This window comes from Actinokineospora auranticolor, assembly GCF_002934265.1.
GTDB lineage: Bacteria > Actinomycetota > Actinomycetes > Mycobacteriales > Pseudonocardiaceae > Actinokineospora > Actinokineospora auranticolor.
In genome coordinates this window covers 40,989-53,454 of the sequence record NZ_PTIX01000020.1, presented here as the reverse complement: position 1 = coordinate 53,454, position 12,466 = coordinate 40,989, and the positions used below count along the sequence as shown (strand labels likewise).

The window sequence follows — 12,466 nt, the reverse complement described above, 5'->3', positions numbered from 1 at the left end:
CCGTGGTACGGAACGTCCGCGCCGCGGGCGCGGTGCTGTGGCGGTTCCGAGGTGCCGGGGACACCCCCGGCGCCTCGGCCGTCGAGGTGGCCATCGTGCACCGGCCGCGCTACGACGACTGGAGCCTGCCCAAGGGAAAGCTGGAGCGGGGCGAGACGCGGCACGCCGCGGCGGTGCGGGAAGTGGCGGAGGAGACGGGTTTCGCCGCCGTCCTGGGCCGCCACCTCGGCCGCGTCGGCTATCCGGTCCCGGAGGGCGACAAGACGGTGGACTACTACGCCGCGCGCGCCGCGGGCGGGGAGTTCGCCCCGAACGAGGAAGTCGACGAGCTGCGCTGGCTCCCCGCGGCCGCCGCGGCCGACCTGCTCAGCTACCCGCACGATCGGGTGGTTCTGTCCCGGTTCACGGAGTTCCCGCCCGACACGGTCACGGTGTTGCTGGTGCGCCACGGGCACGCGGGCCGCAAGAAGCTGTGGACGGGTCCCGACGACCAGCGGCCGCTCTCGCCGACCGGGCGGCACCAGGCGGACGCCCTCACGGCGCTGCTGCCGCTGTTCGGCGCGGACCGGGTCTTCTCGGTCCCCAAGGAGCGTTGCGTGGCCACAGTGGCGCCGCTGGCGGGGTTGCTGGGTGTCCCGGTCGTACCCGAGCCCGCGCTGGCCGAGGCCCCCCGGCCGCCCGACTCCCCCCGCGGACCCACCGACCCGGCCCCGGCGGTGGCCCGCCTGCGGGACATCGCCCGCGCGGGTGGCACGCCCGTGGTGTGCAGCCAGGGCGGGGTTATCCCGGGCGTGGTCGGGGCGCTGCTGGCCGACCTGCCGGGCGGCTCCGGAGTGGAGCCCGACGAGCTGAAGAGCCCCAAGGGAAGCGCCTGGGTGCTCAGCTTCACCCCCGACGGGCGGCTGGTGTCCGCCGACCACATCCCCCACCCGGCCCAGGCGGACCGGGCGTAGGCCCAGGCGGGACGCATCGCCCCGGCGGTCGGAGAGCCCGCGGGTGACCAGCCGGGATGTGGCCCGCCCAGCGTGGTTCGGCGCCTGCGGTGACCACCCGGGCCCCGCTTCCACCGCGCCCCGCGGAATCCCCGCGGCCCGGTCCGAACACCCCGACCGCGTGGCGGTCGAGGGATCGGCAAGCAGGCCCGGATCTCCTCCGCCGCCACGATCCCGCCCGGGCTGCGCGCCTGGCGCCGCGGTACGGCACCGATCGCGGTCGGGTCTCCAACGAACCCATGACCTGCCCGGCCTTCGACGCCGGTGCCTCGAACGCACCCCAGGAGGCCAACACCCACCCCGCTCGGATCTCGCCCGCCGCAGCGCGAGCGGCCCCGCCTCGGGCCGCCCTCCGGAACCACGGTCCGCCCCAACGTGTCCACTCGACCGCACCGCGGCGGCCCGGACCCGGCCCACGCGGGACCCTCGATCCCCAGCTCCACTGCCTGCCGAAGACTTCGCCCCCGGCACCCGGGCAACGCCTTCGAATCCCGCTCCGACCTCGCCGTGAGCAACGGATCCCCGGCAACGCCCCTCCGCGAACCGCGCCGCGAAAGCGGACCCGCCCAATCCCCTATCCAGACCCGAGCACGGCCGAGAAGCCCCGATCCCCACCTCGGCGCGGCGGAGCCAACCGTCTCCACCACATATCCCGGCGCCTGCCCGCGGCCCCCGATCCCGGTCCCGACCCCACTCCGGACAACGATCCCCGCCAATCCCCAACCGGCCCGAAGCGCGAGCGAGGGGTCCCCCGCAATAGGGGAACCCCTGTTTTCAAGCCTACGTGGGAAGGCGCGCGGGCGAGAGTCACCGATGTCCGGCTGTGGACGACTTCGACGTGTGTGGATGGCCGCCGAAGGCGCGCGCGGCGCCGGGCGCGACCGGTCGGGCGGGGCCGGAAAAGGGCCTGGACCAGGGAAAGCAGCCAGGTCCGGACACGCGAGAGCCCCGCACGGGGGAAGCGTGCGGGGCTCTCGCGATGTGCTGGAAAACCACTCCGGCGCCGGAACCCGCGCGGGCCCCGGCGACCGTGGGGGCGACGTTACTTCTTGGTCGCCTTGGCGGTCGCCCGAGGCGTGCTGCTCTTGGCGGCCGTCGTCTTCTTGGCGGCGGTGGTCTTGGCCGCCGTGGTGGTCTTCTTCGCCGCGGTGGCCTTGGGGGCCGCCGCCGTCTTCGTCGCGGCCGCGGTCTTGGTGGCCGCCGCCGGCTTCGCCGCCGCCGCGCGCGTGCGCGTGGTGGTGGCCTTGGCCGCGGTGGTCGCCGCCGCGGGCTTCGCCGCCGCCGCGCGGGTGCGCGTGGTGGTGCTGCGCGTGGTCGCCGCCGCGGGCTTCGCCGCCGCGGGCTTCGCCGCCGCCGCGCGGGTCGTGGTGGCGGGCTTCGCCGCCGCGGTGCCACGGGTGGCGGTCGCGGTGCGGGTCGTGCCGGTCGCCTTGGTGGCCGCGACCTTGGGCAGCTTCTTCGCCCCGCTCACGACCTCCTTGAACATCGTGCCCGCGCGGAAGGCGGGAACGTTGGTCTTCTTCACCTTGACCGTCTCACCGGTGCGCGGGTTGCGCGCGGTCCGGGCGGCACGAGCGCGCTTCTCGAACACGCCGAAGCCGGTGATGTTGACCTTCTCGCCCTTGTTGACCGTGCGAACGATCACGTCGACCAGACCGTCGACCGCGGCGCCCGCGGCCTTCTTGTCGCCAAGACGCTCGGTCAACGCCTCGATGAGTTGGGCCTTGTTCACCCTTCAGTCCTCCGTAAGAGAGCCACACTGCCGTTTACGGCCGATTCCGACCGACTTCTGGCAAAGATAGGCCCAAATGCGCGCGATTTCCACGCGACGCGCCCGATTTTTCCTTGGCTCGTGCCAGGACCACCCCCCGCGGGGGTGCGAATCGGAGGTTTTCGGGCGTCGCGCTGGGCGCTGGAGGCGGGGCCGGGATGGGTTGTGGACGCCGGGATCGGCGCCGGGGCGGGCCGGAACCCCCGGTGTGCGAAGGGGATTCCGGCCCGGTCCCTCAGGAGGCCTGAAGGGGGGTGGTAACCGGCAGGTACGAGGCCCTGGCCTGCTCGAACGTGTCGATTTCGGTGCTGTGCCGCAGGGTCAGGGCGATGTCGTCGAGGCCCTCCAGCAGCCGCCAGCGGGTGTAGTCGTCCACCTCGAACCGGGCGGTGAAGTCCTTGGCCTGGACGGTCTTCTCCCGGAGGTCGACCGTGACCTGGGTCCCAGGCTCGGATTCGAGCAGCTTCCACAACAGTTCGATGTCGGACTGCTCGCAGACGGCCGCCAGCAGCCCCGCCTTGCCCGAGTTGCCCCGGAAGATGTCGGCGAAGCGGGCCGACAGCACGACCCGGAAGCCGTAGTTCGACAGCGCCCAGACCGCGTGCTCGCGGGAGGAGCCGGTGCCGAAGTCCGGTCCGGCCACCAGCACGCTGCCCGCCCGGTAGGGCTCCTGGTTGAGCACGAAGTGCTCGTCGGAGCGCCACGCGGCGAACAGGCCGTCCTCGAACCCGGAGCGGGTGACGCGCTTGAGGTAGACCGCGGGGATGATCTGGTCGGTGTCCACGTTGGACCGGCGCAGGGGCACCCCGACGCCGGTGTGGGTGGTGAACGAGTCCATGTGATCTACCCTCAGTTCTGCGCGTCGGCGCTGGTAGCTGCGGTGACGAGGTCTTCCGGCGAGGACAGCGTCCCCCGCACGGCGGTGGCCGCGGCCACCAGCGGCGAGACCAGGTGGGTGCGCCCGCCCTTGCCCTGCCTGCCCTCGAAGTTGCGGTTCGATGTGGACGCGCTGCGCTCCCCGGGGGCGAGCTGGTCGGGGTTCATGCCCAGGCACATGGAGCAGCCCGCCTGGCGCCATTCGGCCCCGGCGTCGAGGAACACCTTGTCCAGCCCCTCGGACTCGGCCTGCGCGCGGACCCGCATCGAGCCGGGCACCACGAGCATCCGCACGCCGTCGGCGACCCGGTGCCCGCGCAGGATGTCGGCGGCGGCGCGCAGGTCCTCGATCCGCCCGTTGGTGCAGGAGCCCAGGAAGACCGTGTCGACGCTGATGTCGCGCAGCGGCGTGCCGGGGACCAGGTCCATGTACGACAGGGCCTTCTCCGCCGCGACGCGCTCGTTCTCGTCGGCGATCTGCGCGGGGTCGGGCACCCGGTCGCCCAGCGGCAGCCCCTGGCCGGGGTTGGTTCCCCAGGTGACGAACGGGGTCAGGGTGTCGGCGTCGAGCACCACCTCGGCGTCGAACACGGCGTCGTCGTCGGTGCGCAGCTCCCGCCACGCCGCGACGGCGGCGTCCCACTCGGCGCCCTCGGCCGCGTGCGGGCGGCCCTTGAGGTAGGCGAAGGTGGTCTCGTCCGGGGCGATCATCCCGGCGCGGGCGCCCGCCTCGATGGACATGTTGCAGACCGTCATCCGCGCTTCCATCGACAGCTTCTCGATGGCGGGGCCGCGGTACTCGAGCACGTAGCCCTGCCCGCCGCCGGTGCCGATCTTGGCGATCACCGCGAGGATGACGTCCTTGGCGGTGACACCGGGGCGCAGTTCGCCCTCGATGGTGATGGCCATCGTCTTGAAGGGGCGCAGCGGCAGCGTCTGGGTGGCGAGCACGTGCTCGACCTCGGAGGTGCCGATGCCGAACGCGAGCGCGCCGAACGCACCGTGCGTGGAGGTGTGGCTGTCGCCGCACACCACGGTCATGCCGGGCTGGGTCAGGCCGAGCTGCGGACCGACCACGTGCACGATGCCCTGCTCCGCGTCGCCCATGGGGTGCAGCCGGACGCCGAACTCCGCGCAGTTGCGGCGCAGCGTCTCCACCTGGGTGCGCGAGACCGGGTCGGCGATCGGGAGATCGATCCCAACCGTCGGGACGTTGTGGTCCTCGGTCGCTATGGTCAGGTCGGGCCTGCGCACCGGCCGACCGGCTAGCCGCAGGCCGTCAAAGGCCTGCGGGCTGGTCACCTCGTGCACGAGGTGCAGGTCGATGTAGAGCAGGTCGGGTTCGGCACCGCTGCCCCGGCGCACCACGTGCTGGTCCCACACCTTCTCGGCGAGCGTTTTGGCCATCGCCAATCACCATCAGCTTCCCACGGACTGGACTTCCCACATAACGGGAAAGTAGTATCGAGACGTGGGACAGCATAGCGGCATCGGAGTTCTGGACAAGGCAATGGCCGTACTGCAGGCGGTGGCCAAGGAGCCGTGCGGCCTGGCGGAGCTGTGCACCAAGACCGGCCTCCCCCGGGCGACGGCGCACCGGCTCGCGGTCGGCCTGGAGGTGCATCGCCTGCTGCGCCGGGGAAGCGACGGCCGCTGGCGCCCGGGCGCCGCGCTGGCCGAACTCGCGGGCGGTGCCACCGACCCGCTCCTCGACGCGGCGACCGCGGTGCTGCCGCGGTTGCGCGACCGCACCGGCGAGAGCGTGCAGCTCTACCGCCGAGATGGTCTACACCGGATCTGCGTCTGCTCCGCCGAGCCGCCGAGCGGCCTGCGCGACACGGTCCCGGTCGGCGCCCGCCTGCCCATGACGGCGGGCTCGGGCGCCAAGGTCCTGGCCGCCTGGGCCGACCCGGCCACCCAGCGCAGCCTCTTGGCCGACGCCGTCTTCGGCGAACGCGCCCTCCTCGAAGTCCGCCGCCGCGGCTGGGCCCAGAGCGTGGCCGAACGCGAACCGGGCGTGGCCAGCGTCTCCGCCCCCGTCCGCGACGCGGCAGGCCAGGTGGTGGCGGCCGTCTCGGTCTCCGGCCCCATCGACCGCATGGGCCGCCGCCCGGGCGCCCGCTGGGCCGCCGACCTCCTGGCCGCCGCCGACGCCCTCCAGAACCGCCTCTAACCCCCTTCTCCCAACCCCCACCCACCCCGCACGCCCGCGCCTCCCGCGCGGGCGTTCTTCTTCTCCACCACATCAACGCCCCTCCACCTCCCGACTGCGGAGCTGGGCACGTCGTGTCTGTCCTAGCCGTTCGCGAAAAAGATGCACGGCCTCGCTTGGGCGAACTTGCTTTGCGCGGGGCCCCTACGAGCCCGCGGTGGGGCAAAAGCGGTGGGGATGGCAAGCCACCCCACCCGCCGGGAAGCTTGGCAGACTCGTCCCCCCACACAAAGCAAGTCCACCCAACCAAGGCGCACAGCAGGGGCGCCTTGCGTCAGGTGGAGCTCAGGCTCAACCGGCAGTTGGCGGGATGGCTGAGGAGAGAAGCAAGACCCGGGACAGCGGGCGAAGCACGCCGCGTTGGCGACCACCGCGAGATTCCGCGGCGGTCGGCGGAGTCGCCAGAGACGGGAAGCGAGGAGCAGCAGGACAGCCCCAGCTCAACGAGCAACACGCCCAAGCCCAACCGACCGAATCACCACAGCAGGAACAACCAAGGCAGGCGACATGAGCCGCATCGCATTGGCCCACGCCCTCAGAACCACACAGCACTCAGGAACACACCCAGCGAGAACCCACAAGCCAATTACGCGCCCAACCCCAAAACACAACCCCCACACCCGCCAGTCCGAAAATCACTCCCGAACCAATCCCCGCCCCGTCCTTCGCCCTAGCCCCACCCCACGACCTCCGATGGCCGAAGGCCGAAGGCCGAGCCACCCCCACCCAACCCGACCGCCCCACTCCGGCACCCGCTGGTTCGGCACCGATCGCACCGTGGGGGTCTGGGGGCTCGGCCCCCAGATACAAAAGCGGAAGAGGCCTGCGAAGGTGCCAAGCACCAAGCAGACCTCTTCCACCTTTTCCGTAGCCCCGACGGGATTCGAACCCGCGCTACTGCCTTGAGAGGGCAGCGTCCTAGGCCGCTAGACGACGGGGCCAAGACTTTGTTCAGTTGTTTTGCCGCCGTTTGCTTTCTGGCGGGCCTTGCTGGGAGAGACTCTAGCAGAGTGCTTTTCCGTCTCTCTGGCTGGGGTACCAGGACTCGAACCTAGACTAACTGAACCAGAATCAGTCGTGCTGCCAATTACACCATACCCCACCGCCCGCGCGGTCCAGGCTCGTCACCGTGCGGTGCCGAGTGGCTGTCCTGCGTGCTGGGGAAGATGTTAGACCACGGGGCCGCTGATCGAGAAATCGACCCCTACCCGCGTGGGGCGGGGAGGGCGGAGGCGCTGGTCACGGTGGGTGTGCGGTACTCGGTGACGAGCAGGGCGGGCAGGTCGGCGAGGGTGTCCACGACGGGTACGCCGGGTTCTTGTGGTTCACCGGTCCGGGTGCGGTCGAGCCAGATGCCGCGCAGTCCGGCGTCGCGGGCGCCGTGCGCGTCGAGGTCGAGGCGGTCGCCGACGTGGGCGGTGCGCTCGGGTCGGGCGCCCAGTAGGCCGCAGGCGGTGTGGAAGATCACCGGGTCGGGCTTGGCCGCGCCCAGTTCCCCGGCGCTGACCACGGCGTCGAAGAACCGCCCGAGGCCGAGGTCGACGAGTCTGCCGCGCTGGTGCGGGCCTGAGGCGTTGGTCACAGCGGCGATCTTGATGTCGGCCGCGCGCAGCCAGTCCAGGCAGGGCAGCACGTCGGGGAACAGCCGCCAGGCGCGGCTCATCTGGTGCAGCCTGCGGTCCTCCAGCTCGGCCACGGTGTCGTCGTCACAGGGGGTGCCGAGGTCGGCGAGGAACGCTTTCGTGCGCGCGCGGCGCATGGTGTCGTAGTCGAGTTCACCCGAGACGACCAGCGCGCTGTGCTCCTCGGTGACCCGCTGCCAGGCCGACCACATGTCGTCGCGGCCGATCAGGACCGACAGCGCGGTGCGCGCGGAGCCGGTGAAGTCGATCAGGGTGTCGTCTATGTCGAGGCAGACGGCCTCGATCGTGGGCGGCTCGTGCGCCGGGGTGGGCCCGCGAGTGATCGAAGTGGACGGTGCGGGCACGAGCGCTGAAGTCATCCAGCGAGGCTAGATCTCCCGACGCCCCCGGCGATTCGTCTGCATAGGTGATGTTTCGTCATCTGACACGGTAAAGCGCGGACGCCCCGCGACAGCCTGAGATCGGACTATCGCGGGGCGCCACTGTTCCGTTACGCCAACGCTTTTCGCAATCGGGTGAGAGTACGGTCACGACCCAACAGCTCGAGCGACTCGTAGAGCGGGGGGGACACCGTACGGCCCGTGGTGGCCACCCGCACGGGGGCGAACGCCTTGCGCGGCTTGAGTCCCAGGTCGTCGATCAGCGCGGTCTTCAGCGCCTGCTCGATGGCCGCGGTGGTCCACTCCGGCAGGGCTTCCAGCGCGGCGACGCTCGCCTGCAATACGGGTGCGGCATCGGCGCCGAGGTTCTTCGCCGCCGCGTCGACCTCCGGGGTGAACTCGTCTTCTCCCGTGTAAAGGAAGCGGACCATCGGCACCGCGTCGGACAGCACGATCAGCCGCTCCTGCACCAGGGGGGCGATAGCGTCCACAGTGGCCAACTGCGCCTCGGACGGTTCGTCGGGCAGCACGCCCGCCGCCTTGAGGTACGGCAGCACCCTGGTGACGAACTCCCCTTGCGGCAGCGCGCGCAGGTGTTCGCCGTTGATCGACTCGGCCTTCTTCAGGTCGAAGCGGGCCGGGTTCTGGCTGACCCGGCCGATCTCGAAGGCCGCGGTCATCTCGGCCATCGAGAAGATGTCGCGGTCCTCGGCGATCGCCCAGCCCAGCAGCGCCAGGTAGTTGAGCAGGCCCTCGGGGATGAACCCGCGGTCGCGGTAGGCGAACAGGTTCGACTCGGGGTCCCGCTTGGACAGTTTCTTGTTGCCCTCCCCGCGCACCAGGGGCAGGTGCCCGAAGTGCGGGGTGAACTCGGCGACGCCGACCCGCTGCAGGGCCTCGTGCAGCGCGATCTGCCGCGGCGTGGACGGCAGCAGGTCCTCGCCGCGCAGCACGTGGGTGATCCGCATCAGCGCGTCGTCGACCGGGTTCACCAGGGTGTAGAGCGGTTGGCCGTTGGCCCGCACCAGCACCGGGTCGGGCACGCTGCCCGCCGGGAAGGAGATCTCGCCGCGGACCAGGTCGGTGAAGGTGATGGCCCGGTCGGGCACGCGCAGGCGCAGCACCGGCTCGCGGCCGTCGGCGCGGAAGGCGGCCTTCTGCTCGTCGGTGAGGTCGCGGTCGGCGTTGTCGTAGCCCAGCTTGGGGTCCTGGCCCTTGGCCTTGCGGCGGGCCTCGACCTCCTCGTTGCTGGAGAACGACTCGTACAACTCGCCCGCGTCGGTCAGCCTGCGCACCACGTCCTGGTAGATCTCGTGGCGCAGGCTCTGCCGGTACGGACCGTGCTCACCACCGACCTCGGGGCCCTCGTCCCAGTCGATGCCGAGCCAGCGCAGCGCGTCGAGGAGGGCGTCGTAGCTCTCCTCGGAGTCGCGCGCGGCATCGGTGTCCTCGATGCGGAAGACGAGTTTCCCGCCGTGGTGGCGAGCGAACGCCCAGTTGAACAGGGCGGTGCGGATGAGCCCGACGTGCGGTGTGCCGGTCGGTGACGGGCAGAAGCGGGCTCGTACTGGGGTATCTGCGTTTGGCGTGCTCATGGCCCGATCAGCGTATCCGGCACCCGGCCGCCTTGACCGGCGCGGGCGGGAGGTGCATCCTGAAGATATTCAACTGGTGTTGAAATAGTCGGAGGAGGGGCCATGGACGGGACCGGTGTGTGCGTCGTCGGCGGCGGACCGGCGGGGATGGTGTTGGGGCTGCTGCTGGCGCGAGCGGGCGTCGAGGTCACGGTGCTGGAGAAGCACGCGGACTTCCTGCGCGACTTCCGCGGCGACACGGTGCACCCGCCGACCCTTGACCTGCTCGACGACCTGGGCCTGGGACCGGCGTTCCGCGAGCTGCCGCAGAGCCGGGTGGAGAAGGTGCAGGTCCCGTTCGCGGGCGGCGCGTTGACCGTGGCCGACCTGTCCCGGCTGCCCGGGCCGAACAACCACATCGCGATGGTGCCGCAGTGGGACTTCCTCGACCTGCTGGCCGAGGCCGCGCGGACGGAGCCCACCTTCACCCTGCGGATGCGGACCGAGACGACCGGGTTGCGGTTCGACGGCGACCGGGTCGTCGGCGTGGACTACCGGACCGCTGACGGCGAGACCGGCAGCATCGACGCCGCCCTGGTGGTGGCCTGCGACGGGCGCGGGTCGCGGCTGCGCGACGCCGCCGGGCTGCGGCCGAAGTCGTACCCGACGCCGATGGACGTCTGGTGGTACCGACTGCCCCGGCACGCCGACGACCCCGCGGGCATCGTCGGTGTAGTCAGCACGGCGCGCGCGGCGGTGCTCATCGACCGGCGGGACTACTGGCAGGTCGCCACGTTGATCCGCAAGGGCTCGGACGCGCAGAACAGGCGGCAGCCGGTCGCCGACATGCTGCGCGACCTGGTGAACTCCGCACCGTGGCTGGCGGACCGGGCGGGCGGGCTGTCATCGTGGGACGAGGTCAAGACGCTCGACGTGAAGCTGGACCGGCTGCCGCGCTGGCACGTCCCCGGTCTGCTCTGCCTCGGTGACGCGGCGCACGCGATGTCGCCGATCGGCGGGGTCGGCATCAACCTGGCCGTGCAGGACGCCGTCGCCGCCGCGCGGCTGCTGGCCGCCCCGCTGCGCCGGGGCCGTGTGTCCACTTCAGACCTCGCCAGGGTGCGGCGACGCAGGCTGCTGCCGACCGTGGCGGTGCAGACCCTCCAGCGGTTCCTGCACGCCAAGGCGCTGCGGCCGACGCTGGAGGGGAAGGTCGAGATCGCGGGGGCTACGCGTGCCCCGCTGCCGCTGCGCGTGCTGTCCCGGTTCGGCCTGCTCCAGCGCATCCCCGCGCAGGTCATCGGGCGGGGCCTGTTCACCGAACCGACGCCGGACTTCGCCCGCCGCTGACCGGCCGGGAAGCGCAGGGCAAGCCCGCAAGCGAAGCCGGGCGGTGATCCCCCGCACGCCGCGGAACCGCTGCTTTACCGGCCGTGTCCGGCGGAGTCCCACGACGACGGACCGGGTGCCACATCCGGAACCCGCCGCGGGTTCGGCCGCGGGGCACTCGGTTCCCCGAGCCCCTCGCCGAACCCTCCCACCGCTCCGGCAACGGTTGTCCACAGGCATGATCGTCTGCCGCCGGTTTTGTCGGTGTGCGCCACTAGAATGGATACCGGGGGGCCGACGGCCGCCCTCACCCGTTCGAGCACAAGAACAGCGCTCGCCGCGTCCCGATGTCACAACACCCCAGTGCCGCGCCGTCTCAGCGTCCCAATGCCGCAGTACCCCGGTGCCTCAACGCCTCAATGTCACGGCATCCCGCGTCACAGCATCCCGACGCCTCGGCGTCTCGATGTCCCAGCACCTCAATGCCCCGGCGTCCTCGACGCCACGCGTCTCACTGTCATGGCGCACGGCGTCTCGACGTCGCGGTGCCTCGATGTCCGGGTGTGCCGATGTCCCGAGATCGCGGGCCGGCCGCTCGGCGGTTCCGCGGAGGTCGGCGGGCAGATCGGCGGGCAGATCGGCGGGAAGGGCGAGCGCGATTGCGATTGGCGGAGCGGTCGCGGGTGATCTTGGTATGCCTCCGGCCCCCGATATCAATTCTACCGGCGGACACCGACAATCCGGCGCGACGATGATCAAGCCTGTGCACAACTCGGGATCCGGGTGGACGGCGGTCCACCCGGATCACCGGGGTGTCAACGGGAGATGGTCAGCGGTTGGCGACCGTGTTGGTGAGGGTGCCGAGTCCCTCGATGGTGACCGACACGGTCTGGCCCGCCGTCAGGGGGCCGACACCGGCCGGGGTGCCGGTGAGGATCACGTCACCCGGTAGCAGGGTCATCACCCGGGAGACCCACTCGACCAGCTTGGGGACGTCGTGCAGTAGTTGGGACGTGCGGGAGTCCTGTTTGACCTCGCCGTCCACCGCGGTGCGGATGGCCAGGTCGCCCGGGTTCGGCACGCCCTTGGTGATCCACGGGCCCAGCGGGCAGAACGTGTCGTGGCCCTTGGCGCGGGTCCACTGGCCGTCCGCGTGCTGCTGGTCGCGGGCGGTGACGTCGTTGGCGATGGTGTAGCCGAGGATGACGTCGTTGGCCTTGGCCGCCGGGACGTCCCGGCACGGCATGCCGATCACCACAGCCAGCTCGCCCTCGTAGTCCACTCTGGACGAGTCGGCGGGCAGCCGGATGGCCGCGCCGGGGCCGATGACCGAGGTGGACGGCTTCATGAAGATGACCGGGTTGGCGGGCGCCTCGCCACCCATCTCGGCCGCGTGGTCGGCGTAGTTCTTGCCGACGCACAGGATCTTGCTGGGCAGGATCGGGGCCAGCAGCCGGGTGTCGGCCAACGGCCAGCTCCGGCCGGTCAGGGTCGGGTTCCCGAACGGGTGCTCCGCGACCTCGTGGGCGATCTCGGCGCCTTCGTCACCCTCGACGGTGACGAAGGCGACTCCTTCAGGATGGGCAATTCGAGCGATACGCACCCACCAACTGTGACATGGCCTCGGCTCCGCCGAGGCGGCGAGGTCGCCTTTGGAGCCGATTTCTTCCCTCCCGGTTCACGCGGCCC

Annotated in this window: 9 protein-coding genes and 2 tRNA genes; 3 read left to right on the top strand and 8 right to left on the bottom strand. The window is 71.4% G+C overall.

The genetic code is table 11. The annotated features are described in order from the left end of the window. The first annotated feature begins 2 nt into the window (after positions 1-2). Entirely contained in the window at positions 3-953 is a 951-nt protein-coding gene (locus tag CLV40_RS28035) for an NUDIX hydrolase (protein ID WP_104482000.1), read from the top strand. Between the two features lie 1,081 nt (positions 954-2,034). On the opposite strand, the gene CLV40_RS28030 is transcribed toward CLV40_RS28035, so the two are convergent. The 3 genes from CLV40_RS28030 to leuC form a co-directional block, all read right to left on the bottom strand. Further along, a complete protein-coding gene (locus CLV40_RS28030; RefSeq protein ID WP_104481999.1) occupies positions 2,035-2,724 on the bottom strand; it encodes an HU family DNA-binding protein in 690 nt (229 codons plus the stop codon). A gap of 274 nt (positions 2,725-2,998) precedes the next feature. Beyond that, positions 2,999-3,601, bottom strand: a complete 603-nt coding sequence (gene leuD, locus CLV40_RS28025; protein WP_104481998.1) for a 3-isopropylmalate dehydratase small subunit — start codon at positions 3,599-3,601, stop codon at positions 2,999-3,001. Between the two features lie 11 nt (positions 3,602-3,612). Next, positions 3,613-5,046 carry a 3-isopropylmalate dehydratase large subunit gene (gene leuC / locus CLV40_RS28020; RefSeq protein ID WP_104481997.1) on the bottom strand — a complete coding sequence of 478 codons (1,434 nt, stop codon included), beginning with the start codon at positions 5,044-5,046 and terminating at the stop codon, positions 3,613-3,615. A 64-nt stretch (positions 5,047-5,110) separates the two neighbouring features. Here leuC and CLV40_RS28015 point away from each other — a divergent pair, with 64 nt between their 5' ends. After that, a complete protein-coding gene (locus tag CLV40_RS28015) occupies positions 5,111-5,812 on the top strand; it encodes an IclR family transcriptional regulator (RefSeq protein ID WP_181043774.1) in 702 nt (233 codons plus the stop codon). A gap of 907 nt (positions 5,813-6,719) precedes the next feature. On the opposite strand, the gene CLV40_RS28010 is transcribed toward CLV40_RS28015, so the two are convergent. The 4 genes from CLV40_RS28010 to gltX all read right to left on the bottom strand — a co-directional run bounded on the left by CLV40_RS28010 (position 6,720) and on the right by gltX (position 9,469). Continuing rightward, positions 6,720-6,792, bottom strand: a tRNA-Glu gene (locus tag CLV40_RS28010). Between the two features lie 86 nt (positions 6,793-6,878). Then, a tRNA-Gln gene (locus tag CLV40_RS28005) sits at positions 6,879-6,953 on the bottom strand. 102 nt (positions 6,954-7,055) lie between these two features. Further along, complete coding sequence (locus CLV40_RS28000; protein WP_104481995.1) at positions 7,056-7,853, bottom strand: HAD family hydrolase; 798 nt, start codon at positions 7,851-7,853, stop codon at positions 7,056-7,058. 131 nt (positions 7,854-7,984) lie between these two features. After that, on the bottom strand, positions 7,985-9,469 hold the full coding sequence (gene gltX / locus CLV40_RS27995; RefSeq protein WP_104481994.1) for a glutamate--tRNA ligase: 1,485 nt from the start codon (positions 9,467-9,469) through the stop codon (positions 7,985-7,987). 102 nt (positions 9,470-9,571) lie between these two features. On the opposite strand from gltX, the gene CLV40_RS27990 reads away from it, so the two are divergent. Beyond that, positions 9,572-10,798 (top strand): FAD-dependent oxidoreductase, encoded by a 1,227-nt coding sequence (locus CLV40_RS27990; protein ID WP_104481993.1) that lies wholly within the window; start codon positions 9,572-9,574, stop codon positions 10,796-10,798. Between the two features lie 808 nt (positions 10,799-11,606). On the opposite strand, the gene CLV40_RS27985 is transcribed toward CLV40_RS27990, so the two are convergent. Beyond that, positions 11,607-12,380 carry a fumarylacetoacetate hydrolase family protein gene (locus tag CLV40_RS27985; protein ID WP_104481992.1) on the bottom strand — a complete coding sequence of 258 codons (774 nt, stop codon included), beginning with the start codon at positions 12,378-12,380 and terminating at the stop codon, positions 11,607-11,609. Positions 12,381-12,466 lie beyond the last annotated feature (86 nt).

Coding starts and splice junctions, on each gene's coding strand:
- leuD (WP_104481998.1), bottom strand. CDS start 3,601: ATGGACTCGTTCACCACCCACACCGGCGTCGGGGTGCCCCTGCGCCGG.
- leuC (WP_104481997.1), bottom strand. CDS start 5,046: ATGGCCAAAACGCTCGCCGAGAAGGTGTGGGACCAGCACGTGGTGCGC.
- CLV40_RS28000 (WP_104481995.1), bottom strand. CDS start 7,853: ATGACTTCAGCGCTCGTGCCCGCACCGTCCACTTCGATCACTCGCGGG.
- gltX (WP_104481994.1), bottom strand. CDS start 9,469: ATGAGCACGCCAAACGCAGATACCCCAGTACGAGCCCGCTTCTGCCCG.
- CLV40_RS27990 (WP_104481993.1), top strand. CDS start 9,572: ATGGACGGGACCGGTGTGTGCGTCGTCGGCGGCGGACCGGCGGGGATG.